Here is a 15,495-nt window from a genome sequence, read left to right as displayed (position 1 = left end):
GACCGTGTTCCTCGACAGTCTGATCACCCGCAACCCCGAACTGATCGACGCTGCGGCCGATCTCCACCGACGCGGCGCGATCCCTCCGGACACCTACGTGATGGACCTCGACGCGATCGAGGGCAACGCGGCCCTGCTCGCCGCGGAGGCCGAGCGGCTGGGCCTGACCCTCTGGTTCGTCGTCAAGCAGCTCGGCCGCAACCCCGAGCTGATCAAGGCCATCGCCCGGCACATCCCGAAGTACGCCGCCATCGATCCGCCCGAGGCACGCACCCTGCACGCGGCCGGCGCACAGGCGGGCAACCTCGGGCACCTGGTCCAGATCCCGCACCGCGCGCTGCCCGAGATGCTGGCATGGCGCCCCGAGACGGTGACCGTGTACGACCTGGCGAACGCGCGAGCGGTGTCGGAGGCCGCGCGTGAACTCGGCTTCGTACAGGACGTGCTGATCCGCCTCGAAGGGGCGGAAGGCACCGTCTATCCCGGGCAGGAAGGCGGTGTTCCGCTCGCCGGGATCGACGGGTTCGCCGAGGCGGTGGAGGGGCTCGCCGGGGTGCGGATCGCCGGTGTCACGGCGTTCCCGTGCGTCCTGTGCGACCCGGCGACGGGCATGCCAGGACCCACGCCCAACTTCGACATCGCGCTCAAGGCACGGCAGGCGCTGGCCGCACGCGGACACGAGGACCTCAAGCTCAGCGCCCCGAGCGCCACGTCCATGGCGACGCTCCCGCTGCTCGCCGAGCTCGGCGCCACCCACGGCGAGCCCGGCCACTCCCTCACGGGCACCACCCCGCTGCACGCACGGGATCTCGGCCAGCCCGAGAAGCCCGCGTACGTGTACGTCACGGAGATCGCGCACACCCTCGCCGACGGCCGGCCCGCGGTCCAGGGAGGCGGCTTCTACCCGCGTTCCCACATCAAGTCCGCACTGCTCCCCCGCACCGGACTGCGCCTGCCGGTACAGACCGCGCCGCCGGAGAACATCGACTACTACCGGCTGCTCGACGCCCCCGAGGCGGGCGCGGACGTCCGGCTCGGCGACACCGCGCTGCTCGCGTTCCGTACGCAGATCTTCGTGACGCGCTCGACGGTCGCGGTCGTGGGCGGCCTCTCGACCGGGGCGCCCCGCCTCGTCGGACTGTACGACGCCCAAGGGAAGGCCGTGTCATGAGCAAGACCGTGATCGTGGTGGTGGACGGATTCGGCGTCGGTGCGATGCCGGACGCGGGAGCGCTGCGCCCCGGCGACACGGCCGCGGACACCTGCGGGCACGTGCTCGACCGGTGCCGACAGGCGTTCGGCAGACCGCTGCGGCTGCCCGTGCTCGGCGCACTCGGTCTCGGTCTGGTCCACCCGCACCCCGACCTGGCCCGGCGCACCCATCTGCCGGTGGCCGTGGGGCGGGCCGCGCTCGGTTATCCGGGAGCGGACACGTTCGCCGGGCACCAGACGATGATGGGCGCGGACTTCAGCCGGGTGACGGTGGCCCGGCTCGCCGAGCACCTGGACCGGGTGACGCGTGCCCTGACGGACGCGGGCCACCGGGTCGAACTGCTCGACGGCAAGCCCCTGTTGGTGGTCGACGGTGCGGTACTCGTGCACGACAACCTGGAGGCCGACCCGGGGATCAACTGGAACGCGTCGGGCCGGCTCGACGCCATCGGATTCGACGGCATCCTGGCCATCGCCCGGACGGTACGAGCGATCGCGCCGGTCGCCCGGGTCATCGCGGTGGGCGGTCACGCGGACGACCGGCTGAGCACGTTCGTGCGCGCGGGCGACGGCGGCACGGTCGGCCTGGACACCCCGGCCACCGGCTTCTACCGCAACGGCGGGCTCCAGGTGCAGCACCTGGGCGCCGAGTCGGACCACACCCGGCAGCTGCCCGACCTGGCGGCGCGGGCCGGGATCCCGGTGACGCTCGTGGGCAAGGCGGCGGACATCCTGGCCTGCGAGGCGGCGGTGCGGCGCCCTGCCGTGGACACGGCGGAGGTCCTCGCGCACACGCTGGAGGCGGTGCGGGCCGACGGCGACGCGCTGGTCGTGGCGAACGTGCAGGAGAGCGACCTCGCCGGGCACCAGCAGGACGTGGAGCGCTACGGCCGGATCCTGGAGCAGGTCGACGCGGGCCTCGCGGCACTGCTGTCCCTGCTGTCCGAGCCCGGGGACCGGCTGATCGTCACCGGTGACCACGGCAACGATCCGACGATCGGCCACGCCTTCCACACGCGCGAGTACGTCCCCGTGCTGATCCACCGTCCCGAGGCAGCGGGCGTGGAGCGGATGCCGGACGCGAGGAGCCTGGCCGACGTGGGCGCCACGGCCGCGGCGACGCTCGGCCTCGACCCGACGGGCCTGGCCAACGGCACGGAGATACGCGAGGCCGCCACGCGGGCCGCCTGACCTCCTCCGGACAGGGGTGAGGGGCGCCCGCAGCAGCGAGCGCCCCTCACCCCTCCGCGTACGGAAAGGTCATCGACCCATGACGTCAGCCCATGAACTTCTTGAACTCGTCGGGGAGTTCGAAGTCCTTGCCGCCCTGCTGGTCGGCGCCGGGCAGGCCGAGCGCGCCGCCCGCCTGAGCGGCGGCCTCGCGCCGAGCGGCCTCGTCCTGCTCCTGCTGCTTGCGCTTCATCGGGTTGCCGGAGCGCTGCTTGCCCTTGGCCTTCTTCGGCTGCTTCTTCTGCCGGCCGGGACCGCCGCCCATCCCAGGCATGCCGGGCATCCCCGGCATGCCGCCGCCCTGGGCCATGCGGGACATCATCTTGCGGGCCTCGAAGAACCGCTCGACCAGGTTCTTGACCGCGCTGACCTCGACTCCGGAACCCTTGGCGATACGGGCCCGGCGCGAGCCGTTGATGATCGTGGCGTCGGCGCGCTCGGCCGGGGTCATCGACTTGATGATGGCGGCCGTGCGGTCGACGTCGCGCTCGTCGAGGTTGTTGATCTGGTCCTTGATCTGGTTCATCCCCGGCAGCATGCCGAGCAGCTTGGAGATGGAGCCCATCTTCCTGACCTGCTCCATCTGCGCCAGGAAGTCGTCGAGCGTGAAGTCCTGGCCCTTCTTGGAGGCCAGCTTCGAGGCCATCTTCTCGGCCTCTTGCTGCGAGAAGGTCTGCTCGGCCTTCTCGATCAGCGTGAGCATGTCGCCCATGCCGAGGATGCGGGACGCCATCCGGTCCGGGTGGAACGCGTCGAAGTCGTCCAGCTTCTCGCCGTTCGAGGCGAACATGATCTGGCGGCCGGTGACGTGCGCGATCGACAGCGCGGCACCACCGCGGGCGTCACCGTCGAGCTTCGACAGGACGACACCGTCGAAGCCGACGCCGTCGCGGAACGCCTCGGCCGTGTTGACCGCGTCCTGACCGATCATCGCGTCGACGACGAACAGGACCTCGTCCGGCGAGACCGCGTCGCGGATGTCCGCGGCCTGCTGCATCAGCTCCTGGTCGATGCCCAGGCGGCCGGCGGTGTCGACGATGACGACGTCGTAGACCTTGGACTTCGCGTACTCGATGGAGTCCTTGGCGACCTTGACCGGGTCGCCCACCCCGTTGCCCGGCTCGGGGGCGTAGATGCCGACGCCGGCGCGCTCGGCGACGACGCTGAGCTGGTTCACGGCGTTCGGGCGCTGCAGGTCGCAGGCGACGAGCAGCGGGGAGTGGCCCTGGGACTTGAGCCAGTGGCCGAGCTTGCCCGCGAGGGTCGTCTTACCGGCACCCTGCAGACCCGCGAGCATGATCACGGTCGGTGCAGTCTTGGCGAAGCGCAGGCGGCGGGTCTCGCCACCGAGGATGCCGATGAGCTCCTCGTTGACGATCTTGATGACCTGCTGGGCGGGGTTCAGCGCCTGGGAGACCTCGGCACCGGCCGCACGCTCCTTGACCTGCTTGATGAACGCGCGGACGACGGGCAGCGCCACGTCGGCTTCCAGCAGGGCGATCCGGATCTCGCGCGCCGTGGCGTCGATATCCGCCTCGCTGAGGCGACCCTTGCCGCGGAGATTCTTGAATGTCGCTGCGAGGCGATCGGAAAGAGTGTCGAACACGGCGGTCGCGAATCCTCGGGTCGGGTGGCTCTACGGACAGGTCGCCCTCCAGGGTATCGGTCGCCACGGATTGGGTCAGCGCCCCGTCAGGAGGGCCGGGGGCCACGCGCCCGGCCGGGCCCGCCAGGAAGGGCCCGGATCCGTCGGCGGATCCTCGATCGGCGACGGCGAGAGGCCGCGGGGCCCGGTCCCGGACCCCGCTCCTCACGCGCCGGTGGGGCTTGTCTGCAGTGCGCTCTCCAGCGACCGGGCCACCGACACCGCCTCCTCCGACGGCAGCGGCGCCCCTTCGGGCCCGGTGACGTAGAAGGCGTCCACGGCGTTGGCACCCAGCGTGGAGACATGCGCGGAGCGCACCTGCACGCCGGAGACCTCCAGCGCCCTCCCGATCCGGTGCAGCAGGCCCGGCGCGTCCTGGGCCCGCACCTCGATGACGGTCGCGAGCCGGGATCCCGCCGACGCGACGGTGACCCGGGGCGGCGGCGCCACCACGCCGCGCCGCCGCGGGTAGGCCGCGTCCCGCTCGGCGAGCCGCGCCGCGATGTCGAGGGATCCGTCGAGGGCCCGTACGAGGTCGGCACGGAGCCGGGCGGCCTGCGGCAGGGAGCCGTACTCGGCGGCGACCCGCCAGTTCAGCAGCAGTACCGAACCGCTCTCGGGACGGTCCTGGCCCTTGCCCGCAGAGCGCTCCGCCGTCCGGGCCCACTCCTCGGGCAGCGACAGGGATCTCAGCTCGGCCGTGCGCACGGCCAGCCGGTGCATCGCGAGCACGCCGGCCACCGCGGGCAGTACCCCGGGCTGGTCCGACACGGCGATGAGCAGTTCGACGCCGAGCGGCTCCGGGGCGGCCGCGTCGGAGGACTCCTGCGCGGACTCCGCGGGTACCGCCTCCGTCTGCGCGCGCAGCGCGAGCACCGGCCCACCCGTGCGGAACGCCTCGAGCGCGAGCCGCTCCTGCTCGGCGGTGGGCTCGGCGGCGTCGATGTCGACAGGGTTGTCCCCCGCGAGCACCGCGGAGACCCGCTTGACCAGATCGGCCACCAGCGATCCGCGCCACGACGACCACGCGGCGGGGCCCGTGGCCAGCGCGTCCGCCTCCGTCAGCGCGTGCAGCAGCTCCAGCGTCCCGACCGAGCCGACGGTGTCCGCGACGGCTCGTACGGTCGCCGGGTCCTCCAGGTCGCGCCGGGTGGCGGTCTCGATGAGCAGCAGATGGTGCCGTACGAGGGAGGCGAGCACCGTGACATCGGCCCGGTCGAAGCCGATCCGCGCCGCGACGTCCCGCGCGATGATCTCGCCGGCGACCGAGTGGTCCCCGGGCCAGCCCTTGCCGATGTCGTGCAGCAGCGCCGCCACGAGCAGCAGGTCGGGCCGTCCGACACGCCGGGTCAGTGCCGAGGCGCGTACGGCGGTCTCGACGAGGTGCCGGTCGACGGTCCAGGTGTGCACGGCGTTGCGCTGCGGCCGGCAGCGCACCCGCTCCCAGTCCGGCAGCAGCCGGGTGATCAGTCCTTCGGCCTCGAGCGCCTCCCACACCTCGACCGTCGTCCGGCCGGCCCCGAGCAGCGTCACGAGCTGTTCGCGGGCCTCGGCGGGCCAGGGGGTGGGGAGCGGCCGGGCGGCCGCGGCCATCCGCCGGACCGCGTGCAGCGACAGCGGAAGGCCGGCCTGCGCCGCGGCGGCGGCAGCCCGCAGCGGAAGCACCGGGTCCCGTTCGGGCCGGGCCGCCCGGGCGAGCACGACCTCGCCGTCCATCTCGACGACGCCCTCGGCGAGCGGCGACCGTTCCACGGGCGCGGGCTTGCCGCCCAGCATGGCCCGCAGCCGGGGGCGTACGGAGCGGGACTTGAGGACCCGGCTGACCTCGCGCCAGGTCACATCACTCGCGTACGCCACCGTGCGCGCCGCCTCGTACACCTGACGCAGGAGGGTGTCGGCGTCGAGCAGGCCCAGCTCCGCGGCGACCTGATCCTGCTCCTGGAGGGCGAGCCGGTCGGTGGCGCGGCCGGTCGTCAGATGCAGTGCGTCCCGCACGTCGAGCAGGCGGCGCCGGGCGTCGGCGAGCCCCTCGCGCGGGGCATCGGCCAGCCACGAGGCGGCCACCGCCCGCAGCGTGACCGCGTCCCGCAGTCCGCCGCGCGCCTCCTTCAGATCGGGTTCGAGCAGGTACTGCAACTCGCCCTGGCGCTCGGCCCGTTCCTCGCACAGCTCGCGCAGTTCCGGGAGCCGCTTGGGGGCCTGGTTGCGCCAGTCCGCGAGGACGGCGGTGCGCAGGCCTGCGGTGAGGCCGAGGTCGCCCGCGATGTGCCGGGCGTCGAGCAGTCCCAGCTGCACCTTGAGGTCGTCGCCGGCGGTCTTGCGTGCCTCCGAAGGCGTCCGGACGGAGTGGTCCAGGGCGAGGCCGAGGTCCCAGACCGGGTACCAGATGCGGTCGGCGAGCGCGGCGATCTCGCCCGGGTCGACCGAGCCGTCGTGCAGGAGCAGCAGGTCGAGGTCGCTGCGCGGCGAGAGTTCACCGCGGCCGTATCCGCCGACGGCGACCAGCGAGACACCCGCTCCCCCTGTTCCGGCGCCGAACAGCTCGGTCAGCCAGTCGTCGGTCAGCTCGGCGAGGGCCGAACGGCGCGGCGGCCCGGACTGCGCCCCTCCCTGGAGGAGGCGCAGCCGGGCCGCCGCGTAGCCGCTGGGTTTGTCGTCCGATGCTTCGGTCCGTACGTCGTTCACACTCGTCACCCAGCGACTCCCGTTCCGTCCGTCGAATCGGTTACAGCGCGTCCGGTCCGCGCTCGCCGGTCCGGACCCGCACGGCCGTCTCGACGGGGACCGCCCAGACCTTGCCGTCACCGATCTTGCCGGTTCGTGCGGCCTTCACCACGACATCGACCAGCTGATCGGCGTCGTCGTCCTCGACCAGCACCTCGATGCGGATCTTGGGCACCAGGTCGACGGTGTACTCGGCACCACGGTAGACCTCGGTGTGGCCGCGCTGGCGGCCGTAGCCGCTGGCCTCCGTCACGGTCAGGCCCTGGACGCCGAAGGCCTGGAGGGCTTCCTTGATCTCGTCGAGCCGGTGCGGCTTGACGACCGCGGTGATGAGCTTCATGCGTCCACCTTCTTCGTGTCCTGGGGAGCGGCGACCGGCGAGGGCACGGCCGTGCGGGCCGCGGTGCCACCGCCCGCGCCGCTGAAGTCGTACGCGGTCTCGGCGTGCTCGACCTGGTCGATGCCGGCGACCTCGTCGTCCTCGCTGACCCGCATGCCGATGGTCTTGTCGATGAGGAAGGCGAGGATCGCGGAGGCGATGAGCGAGTAGGCGAGGACACCGCCGACACCGGCGCACTGCTTCCAGAACTGGGTGAGGCCGCCGCCGTAGAAGAGGCCGGCCACGTCGGACTGGCCGCCGCCGGTGGCGAAGAAGCCGATGAGCAGGGAGCCGACGATGCCGCCGACCAGGTGGACGCCGACGACGTCGAGGGAGTCGTCGTAGCCGAACTTGTACTTGAGGCCCACGGCCATGGCGCACAGCACACCGGCGATGGCGCCGACGGCGATCGCGCCGAGCGGCGAGACGGCACCACCGGAGGGGGTGATCGCGACGAGGCCGGCGACAGCGCCGGAGGCGGCGCCGAGGGAGGTGAACGCGCCGTGGCGGAGCTTCTCGTAGATGAGCCAGGCGAGCATCGCGGCGGCGGTGGCGACCTGCGTGTTGACGAACATCAGCGCGCCGACGCCGTCGTCGTTGCCGAGCCACGAGCCGGCGTTGAAGCCGAACCAGCCGAACCACAGCAGACCGGCGCCGAGCATCGTCCACGGCAGCGAGTGCGGCCGCATCGGGTCCTTCTTGAAGCCGACGCGCTTGCCGATGACGAGGATCACGCCGAGCGCTGCGGCACCTGCGTTGATGTGGACGGCCGTGCCACCGGCGAAGTCGATGACGCCGAGGTCGAAGGCCCAGCCGCCGGTCCCCCACACCCAGTGCGCGACCGGGAAGTAGACGATCGTGGCCCACAGGGCGATGAACAGGGCCCACGCCGTGAACTTCACGCGGTCCGCGAGGGCACCGCTTATGAGGGCGGGCGTGATGATGGCGAACATCAGCTGGAAGACGGCGAAGACGTAGATCGGGATGGTGTAGCCGTCCCAGAGCTGGGTCAGTCCGATCCCGCTGAGGCCGACGTAGTCGCCGTCCCAGCCGAAGAGCGACCCCTTGTCCGTGCCGAACGCGACGGAGAAGCCGTACAGCACCCAGAGGATCGTGATGATCCCGAGGCTGATGAAGCTCATCATCAGCATGTTCAGGGTGCTCTTGACGCGGACCATGCCTCCGTAGAAGAAGGCCAGGCCCGGCGTCATGAGCATCACCAGAGCGGAACAGATCAGCATGAAGCCTGTGTTCGCGGCAGAGAGCTTGGGCGCCTCTGCGGCGAGCGTGATGGCGGCAGGTGCCATCGGCGTCTCCTCGTCGTTGGTACGGCCCCGTGCGGGCGAAGCCTGAAGCGGTCATGAGGGGTGGGCCGGTTATGCGCCAGACTTTGGCCCAGCGCGGTTTCCGTGGACGCCCCTCGATGTTTCGCCGCAGTGACGAAGAGGTCATGGGTGTTACGCGTGCATGAAATGCCGGATGGCGGCTGTGTCGATCGTTATCGTGACGCAACCAAGCGTCGCCACGACAGACCGGCCGCGGCCGTCCGTCCTCGATGACCTGGCATGGGGGAGCCGAGTCGGGCTGTTTCGGGACGGTCGGCCGCGGCCGGAGTTTCTGGGGGTGTCAGACCGCCGCTTCCGCGGTCTCGGGCAGCTGGAGGGCCAGCTGATCGGTCAGCTGGATGACCTCGGCGACGTCTCCGTAGTCGCGCACCGCGGTGTCCACGGTCTTGCGGATGCGGGTGTTGACCCGCTCGGAGCGCACCTTTCTGGCGATCCCCAGCGCCTGCTCCGCCATGACGGTGGACTGCTCGGGCTCCTTCTGGATCAGGTGCACCGTGGCCATGCCGATCAAGTTGAGTGCGTACGAGCGCTGGTGCTCGGCGTCCTTCCCGAACAGCTCGACGGCCCGCTGCATCAGCGGTTCGGCCATCGACGCGTAGGTGGGGCTGCGGCCGGCGACGTAGGCGAGATCACGGAACGAGTGGCTGTTCTCCCCGTGCAGTTCGGCCTCGGAGAAGAAGCGGATCCAGTCGGGGTCCGGGTCGTCCCAGTCGTCGGCGTCGGTGAAGGTGTCCTCGGCCATGCGCACGGCGCGCTTGCACTTGCCGGGCTGCCCCATGTTCGCGTACGCGCGGGCCTCCATCGCATACAGCATGGACTGGGTGCGCGGGCTGGCGCAGTCGCGACTGCCGTACTGGGCGAGATGGATGAGCTCCAGGGCGTCCTCGGGGCGGCCGAGGTGGATCATCTGGCGGCTCATGCTGCTCAGGACGTACGAGCCCAGCGGCTTGTCGCCCGCCTCCTTGGCGGCGTGCAGGGCGAGGACGAAGTACTTCTGGGCGGTGGGCTGCAGGCCCACGTCATAGCTCATCCACCCGGCCAGCTCCGCGAGTTCGGCCGCGACCTTGAACAGGCGCTTCATGGTCGCCTCGGGCTGCTGTTCCTGAAGGAGGTCGGTGACCTCGTGCAGTTGTCCTACAACCGCCTTGCGGCGCAGGCCTCCACCGCACTGGGCGTCCCACTGGCGGAACATGACGGTGGTGGACTCCAGCAGGTCGAGCTCCGGCTTGGACAGCCGGTTCCCACGGCGCTGGGCCGACGCCTCGGGCTCGGGCCGGGATGCCGCGCCGCCGGGGCTGGGCACCAGCCAGCGCTGCATGGGCTCGATGAGCGAGGGCCCGGCGGCGAGCGCGAGCGAACTGCCGAGGAAGCCGCGGCGCGCGAGCATCAGGTCGCTGCGCGAGAACTCGCCGATGAGCGCGACGGTCTGCGGCCCCGTCCAGGGCAGGTCGACACCGGACACGGAGGGCGCCTGGTGCGCGGCCCGCAGTCCGAGGTCCTCGACGGCGACCACACAGCCGAACCGCTCGGAGAACAACTCGCTGAGGATGCGCGGGATCGGCTCGCGCGGGTTCTCCCCGTCGAGCCAACGCCGTACACGCGAGGTGTCGGTGGAGATGTGGTTCGCACCCAACTGCCGTGCCCGCCGGTTCACTTGGCGCGCCAGCTCGCCCTTCGACCAGCCGCTGCGCACGAACCACGAACCGAGCAGCTCGTTCGGGCGCTTCTCAGCGTTCGTCACGCTTCCGCCGCTGCCGCCCACTGGAACGCCCCCATCCCTGAACTCATCCAAGACGCTCAACGTCAAGACCTGTCGGCCACTCTTGTCCGCAAGCCCTATCAGGATGCCGTCAACTACAGGCTCCCGTCCGGCGGTTGTCACTCCTCGAACAGGAAACCGACTTGCCTGCGGCATACCCACGGGTGCACTTACCCTCACGGCTTGTGCACTGAAAGTAATCCTACGATCACCCCTCCGGCGAGGGCGAACCTGGAAACGCCACCATTCGCCACCCCTTCGAATGAACTCAGGGACGGCCACACACGATTCACTTGACATAGGACAGCCGGAAGTAGGCGAAGCGGTGCACGCCGAGGCGCGCGACACCGGGCGCACCACCCCGGACGCGACTCGGCGCCGTCTCGACCAGGGCGGCAGGCACACTGGGTCACGATCCGATCCCGCCTCGTAACCACCGGCGCGCAGGACCCGTTGGAGGGGGCATGGGCTTCACGATCGGCGGCATCCGCGACATGCGCTCCGGCTCACGTCGCCGTGGCCGCACGTCCGGCCGCGCTTCGGACTGCACCACGGTGGCGGAGTTCACCGGGCTGTGGGGCTGGGACGTGGTGCCGGGCGCGCGCGCCGCGGGATCCGAGTGCTCCTGCGGCAGGCCGGACTGCCCGGCTCCGGGCGCCCACCCGCTCGACCCCTCGGTGGTCGTGCCGGCCGGCGCCACCCTCGATGAAGTGACGGACTCCTGGGGCCGGTTCCCCGGCGCCTCGGTCCTGCTTCCGGTCGGCCGCGCCTTCGACATCATCGACGTCCCGGAGGCGGCGGGGCGCCGTGCCCTGATCCGCCTGGAGCGGATGGGTCTCCCCCTCGGTCCGGTGATCGCCACCCCCGAGGGCCGCGCCCACTTCTTCGTGGCACCGGGCGCCGCGGCCGAACTCCCGGCCCTGCTCTACCGCACGGGCTGGGACGACGCGACCCTCGACCTGCACGCCCTGGGCCCGGGCGCGTACATCACGGCCCCGCCCTCGGACCGCTCGGGCCTCGGCCCGGCCACCTGGCTGCGGGCCCCGTCCCTGGACACCGCGACGCAACCGCCGCAGGCGCGGCTGCTCCTCGGGACGCTGGCCTACGTGGCGCATCGGTCGCCCTGCGCGTAAGGCGCCCCGAAACGGTTGTGGGGAACTGCGCACGGCCACAACGGCCCCGCAGTTCCCCACGAACACAGCCCCCGCGGCGCGTGAACCCGCGCCGCGGGGAGCGACTACTCGCCGATCAGCGCGTCCACGAACGCCTCGGGCTCGAACGGCGCCAGATCGTCCGGCCCCTCACCGAGACCGACCAGCTTCACGGGCACACCGAGTTCGCGCTGCACGGCCACGACGATGCCGCCCTTGGCCGTGCCGTCCAGCTTGGTCAGCACGATGCCGGTGATGTCGACGACCTCGGCGAACACCCGGGCCTGCACCAGGCCGTTCTGCCCGGTCGTGGCGTCGAGCACCAGGAGCACCTCGTCGAGCGGCGCGTGCTTCTCCACGACGCGCTTGACCTTGCCGAGTTCGTCCATCAGGCCGGTCTTGGTGTGCAGCCGGCCGGCGGTGTCGATGAGCACGACGTCCGCGCCCGCCTCGATGCCTTCCTTGACGGCGTCGAAGGCGATGGACGCCGGGTCGCCGCCCTCGGGCCCGCGCACGGTGCGCGCACCGACCCGCTCACCCCAGGTCTGCAGCTGATCGGCGGCGGCCGCGCGGAACGTATCTGCAGCCCCCAGCACGACGTTCTTGCCGTCGGCGACGAGCACGCGCGCGAGCTTGCCGGTCGTGGTGGTCTTGCCGGTGCCGTTGACGCCGACGACCATCACGATGCCCGGCGTGGCCCCGTCGACGTTCCCGTCCGTCTTCACGGAGCGGTCGAACTCGGGGACGAGCAGCTTCAGCAGTTCCTCGCGCAGCAGGCCGCGCAGCTCGTCCGGGGTGCGCGTGCCCAGCACCTTCACGCGCTCGCGCAGGTTCTCCACGAGCTCCTGCGTGGGCTGCACACCGACATCGGCGGTGAGCAGCGTGTCCTCGATCTCCTCCCAGGTGTCCTCGTCGAGGTGCTCGCGGGACAGCAGCGTGAGCAGCCCCTTGCCGAGCGCGTTCTGCGACCGGGACAGCCGGGCGCGCAGCCGCACCAGGCGGCCCGCGGTCGGCTCCGGCACCTCGATCTCGGGAGCCGCCGGCGCCGGCGGCTCCTCCTCGGTGACCTCCTCGACCGGCTCGGCGACCGGGAGGTCGACCTCCTCGATCGTGCGCCGCGCTTCGTCGCGCGGCGTCTCGGCCTCGTCGCCGACGTGCGGCTCGGCGGGCGGGGCGGCGGTGATGTCGGGCGCCGAGGGCGGCGCAGGCGGCAGCTGCTTCTTCTTGCGGCTGCCGACCACGAGCCCGCCGAGCGCGCCGATCACGACCACGGCGATGACTACAGCAAGGATGACGATTTCCATAACCCGTCCAGTATCAGCCATGAGGCTCCGGCAGGGCCGTAGTCGTACATTCCTCCAAAGGACAAACGTCTCTGGAGGGCATTACTCGGACTAAAGTACGATGGAAGAGAGTGCGTCAACGCGCGTAGAGTCCAGCGCATCCCCCCTCGCCCGCCCCACCCCACAGAGGCACGGAACCCCACCGCATGAGCAAGACCGCCGAGTCCGAAGGCACCCTGGAGACGCGCGGCATCGAGCCCGTCCCCGACGCCGAGCGCACCGCCAAGACCCGGGAGCTGTTCCCGACCTGGGTCGCGGCGAACATCAGCGTGCTGCTGCTCACGATGGGCGCGAGCCTCGTCGTGGCGTACAAGCTCAACTTCTGGCAGGCCCTCGTCGTCGCGGTCGCGGCGCCCGTCGTGTCGTACGGCCTCGTCGGTCTGATCGGTATCGCGGGCAAGCGCGGCGGCGCCCCCGGCATGGCCCTGTCCCGCGCGGTCTTCGGGCAGCGCGGCAATCTGCTGCCCGGTTCGCTGATCTGGGTCGCGCGCTGGGGCTGGGAGACGATCAACGCGGTGACGGGTGCGTACGCCGTACTGACCGTCCTGGACATCCTGTTCGGGGTCCAGCAGAACGACTTCCTGGTGATCGTCACGCTGCTCTGCTTCGTGGTCGCCACGTTCGCGATCTCGGGGCTCGGCATCAACGCCGTGCAGAAGTGCAACAAGTACGCGACGTATCTCTTCGGCCTCTTCACGGCCCTGGTGCTCGTCTACCTGATCATCGACACCGACTGGTCGGAGGTCTTCGACCGGCCCGCGGGCAAGATGTCGCTGATGGTCGCGGGCATCGGCATGATCGCCGCGGGCGGCGTCAGCTGGATCCCGTCCTCCCCCGACTTCACGCGCTACCTGCCGCGCACCGCCTCCTCCGGGGCGATCGTGCGCAACTCGATCGGCGGCGCCGGCATCGTCGTCCTGCCCATGGTCCTGATGGGCGCCGTGATGGCGGTCTCGACCCCGGACCTGGCCTCGGCCGCCGACCCGGTCTCCTTCCTCGGCGAGATCCTGCCGATGTGGATCGCGGTGCCGTACCTGCTGATCGCCCTGGTCGGCATGCTGCTGATCAACGCCATGTCGATGTACTCGGCCGGCTTCACCGCGCAGACCCTCGGCTTCAAGGTCCCGCGCCACTGGGCCGTCTCGGTCAACGCGGTGATCTCGCTGGTCTTCGGCGGCATCCTGATGCTGGTCGCGACCAGCTTCATGGGCTCGTTCATCGCCTTCCTGTCGCTGCTCGCGGTCGCCTTCTCCGCCTGGGTCGGCGTCTTCGGCGCGGACATGTTCACGCGCAAGCACTACGACGCCGCGGCCCTGATCGACACCACCCGCACCAGCGCCTACTGGTACAAGGGCGGCTTCTCCCCCGCGGCCGTCATCGCCTGGGCGGTCGGTCTGGTGGCGGGCCTGATGTTCACGTCCTCGGACTGGTTCACCGGCCCGCTCGCCACGAACAACTTCCTCGGCGAGTACGGCCTCGGCTGGGTCGTCACGATCGTCGTCTCGGGCCTGCTGTACCTCGCGCTGCCGAAGCCTGCGGACACCACCACGGCGCCGGACGACGCCGTCGAGGAGTCCACGACCCTGGCTGTCTGACGCCCCGTCAGCTACCGTCCCCCTTCACACGAAGCCCGCGTGAAGGGGGACGGTCGTATGCCCGTGTCCGTCGTACGGTTCAATCTGGTCGACCCGGCCGGTACGCCCGAGTCACTGAGCGCCCGCTACCGGGCGGCGGTGGAGATGGCGGTCTACGCCGACGACCGGGGCGTCGACACGGTGCAGACGGAGGAGCACCACGGCGTCGCCAACAACTGGCTGCCCTCGCCGTTCACCTTCGCGGGCGCCGTCCTCGGCGCCACGCGCCGCATCGCGGTCACGGTCTCCGCGATCATCGGCCCGCTGCACGATCCGCTCCGCCTCGCCGAGGACATCGCCGTACTGGATCTGCTGAGCGGCGGCCGTCTGGTGACGGTGGCCGGCATCGGCTACCGGCCGGAGGAGTACGCGCAGTTCGACGTGGAGTGGAAGCGGCGCGGCAAGCTCCAGGACGAGCTGCTCGACACGCTGCTGAAGGCCTGGTCGGGTGAGGAGTTCAGCTTCCGCGGGCGCCGGGTCCGCGTCACCCCGCGCCCGTTCACCCAGCCGCACCCGCTGCTCCTGGTCGGCGGCTCCTCGCAGGCGGCCGCGCGCCGGGCGGCCCGGCTCGGCCTGCCGTTCTTCCCGAGCGCGCATCTGCCGGAGCTGGACGCGTACTACAAGGAGCGGCTCGCCGAGTACGGCACCGAGGGCTGGACCATGATGCCCGCGAGGACCACGCCGCTGCTGCACCTGTCCGAGGACCCGGACCGCACCTGGGCCGAGTACGGCACGCACTTCCTGCACGAGGCGCGGACGTACGCGTCCTGGCAGTCGGGGGACATCAAGTCGGCGGTGAAGTCGGCCGCGTCGAGCGTCGAGGAACTGCGCGCCGAGGGCGTGTACCGGATCCTCACGCCCGACGAGTGCCTGACGCAGGGCCTCGACAACTACGTACTGCACCCGCTGTCGGGCGGCATGCCGCTCGACGAGGGCCGGCGCAGCCTGCAGCTGTTCTGCGAAAACGTACTGCCCCGGCTCAAGGACGCGTAGGTCCTGAGCCGGGGCGGTGACGGCAGCGGGGAGATGGCAGCGGGGACTTGACCCATCTCCCCGGGTCTTTCGGGGAAGG

11 protein-coding genes are annotated in these 15,495 nt (G+C 71.2%); 5 read left to right on the top strand and 6 right to left on the bottom strand.

Features of this window, described 5'->3' with window-relative positions; all coding sequences use genetic code 11:
• Positions 1-4 precede the first annotated feature (4 nt).
• Positions 5-1,171: an alanine racemase gene (locus ACVHNB_RS08295; protein ID WP_428952053.1), complete on the top strand. Its 1,167-nt coding sequence runs from the start codon at positions 5-7 to the stop codon at positions 1,169-1,171.
• Entirely contained in the window at positions 1,168-2,403 is a 1,236-nt protein-coding gene (locus ACVHNB_RS08290; protein ID WP_428952054.1) for a phosphopentomutase, read from the top strand. The genes ACVHNB_RS08295 and ACVHNB_RS08290 overlap by 4 nt, the downstream gene beginning before the upstream one ends.
• 85 nt (positions 2,404-2,488) lie before the next feature.
• Here ACVHNB_RS08290 and ffh read toward each other — a convergent pair whose 3' ends face one another.
• The 5 genes from ffh to nsdA form a co-directional block, all read right to left on the bottom strand.
• A complete protein-coding gene (gene ffh, locus ACVHNB_RS08285; RefSeq protein WP_428952055.1) occupies positions 2,489-4,048 on the bottom strand; it encodes a signal recognition particle protein in 1,560 nt (519 codons plus the stop codon).
• Between the two features lie 204 nt (positions 4,049-4,252).
• On the bottom strand, positions 4,253-6,781 hold the full coding sequence (locus tag ACVHNB_RS08280; RefSeq protein ID WP_456227714.1) for a [protein-PII] uridylyltransferase: 2,529 nt from the start codon (positions 6,779-6,781) through the stop codon (positions 4,253-4,255).
• Positions 6,782-6,812: 31 nt separating this feature from the next.
• Entirely contained in the window at positions 6,813-7,151 is a 339-nt protein-coding gene (locus tag ACVHNB_RS08275) for a P-II family nitrogen regulator (RefSeq protein WP_266596273.1), read from the bottom strand.
• Positions 7,148-8,497 carry an ammonium transporter gene (locus ACVHNB_RS08270; RefSeq protein ID WP_428952057.1) on the bottom strand — a complete coding sequence of 450 codons (1,350 nt, stop codon included), beginning with the start codon at positions 8,495-8,497 and terminating at the stop codon, positions 7,148-7,150. Before ACVHNB_RS08270 ends, ACVHNB_RS08275 begins: the two co-directional genes overlap by 4 nt.
• 319 nt (positions 8,498-8,816) lie before the next feature.
• Positions 8,817-10,298: a transcriptional repressor NsdA gene (gene nsdA / locus ACVHNB_RS08265; protein WP_428952058.1), complete on the bottom strand. Its 1,482-nt coding sequence runs from the start codon at positions 10,296-10,298 to the stop codon at positions 8,817-8,819.
• A gap of 461 nt (positions 10,299-10,759) precedes the next feature.
• Between nsdA and ACVHNB_RS08260 the strand changes: the two genes are divergently transcribed.
• The gene (locus tag ACVHNB_RS08260; RefSeq protein WP_456227713.1) at positions 10,760-11,428 is read left to right on the top strand and encodes a bifunctional DNA primase/polymerase; all 669 of its coding nucleotides are present in this window, start codon (positions 10,760-10,762) and stop codon (positions 11,426-11,428) included.
• Positions 11,429-11,532: 104 nt separating this feature from the next.
• Here the strand turns inward: ACVHNB_RS08260 and ftsY are convergent, their stop codons facing one another.
• Positions 11,533-12,750 carry a signal recognition particle-docking protein FtsY gene (gene ftsY / locus ACVHNB_RS08255; protein WP_428952060.1) on the bottom strand — a complete coding sequence of 406 codons (1,218 nt, stop codon included), beginning with the start codon at positions 12,748-12,750 and terminating at the stop codon, positions 11,533-11,535.
• Between the two features lie 185 nt (positions 12,751-12,935).
• Between ftsY and ACVHNB_RS08250 the strand changes: the two genes are divergently transcribed.
• Together ACVHNB_RS08250 and ACVHNB_RS08245 are read left to right on the top strand one after the other, a co-directional pair.
• Positions 12,936-14,384, top strand: coding sequence for a cytosine permease (locus ACVHNB_RS08250; RefSeq protein WP_428952061.1), 1,449 nt, complete (start codon positions 12,936-12,938; stop codon positions 14,382-14,384).
• 57 nt (positions 14,385-14,441) lie between these two features.
• The gene (locus ACVHNB_RS08245) at positions 14,442-15,416 is read left to right on the top strand and encodes an LLM class flavin-dependent oxidoreductase (protein ID WP_456227712.1); all 975 of its coding nucleotides are present in this window, start codon (positions 14,442-14,444) and stop codon (positions 15,414-15,416) included.
• Positions 15,417-15,495: the final 79 nt, after the last annotated feature.

Source organism: Streptomyces sp. YJ-C3, assembly GCF_053891275.1.
The sequence above is the reverse complement of the archived record's forward strand: the minus strand, read 5'-3'. Positions and strand labels throughout refer to the sequence as shown.

Bases quoted from the DNA above. Each gene is read 5' to 3' on its own strand.
- ACVHNB_RS08250 (WP_428952061.1), top strand. From the start codon at position 12,936: ATGAGCAAGACCGCCGAGTCCGAAGGCACCCTGGAGACGCGCGGCATC.
- ftsY (WP_428952060.1), bottom strand. From the start codon at position 12,750: ATGGAAATCGTCATCCTTGCTGTAGTCATCGCCGTGGTCGTGATCGGC.
- ACVHNB_RS08270 (WP_428952057.1), bottom strand. From the start codon at position 8,497: ATGGCACCTGCCGCCATCACGCTCGCCGCAGAGGCGCCCAAGCTCTCT.
- ACVHNB_RS08275 (WP_266596273.1), bottom strand. From the start codon at position 7,151: ATGAAGCTCATCACCGCGGTCGTCAAGCCGCACCGGCTCGACGAGATC.
- ACVHNB_RS08245 (WP_456227712.1), top strand. From the start codon at position 14,442: ATGCCCGTGTCCGTCGTACGGTTCAATCTGGTCGACCCGGCCGGTACG.
- ACVHNB_RS08290 (WP_428952054.1), top strand. From the start codon at position 1,168: ATGAGCAAGACCGTGATCGTGGTGGTGGACGGATTCGGCGTCGGTGCG.
- ACVHNB_RS08260 (WP_456227713.1), top strand. From the start codon at position 10,760: ATGGGCTTCACGATCGGCGGCATCCGCGACATGCGCTCCGGCTCACGT.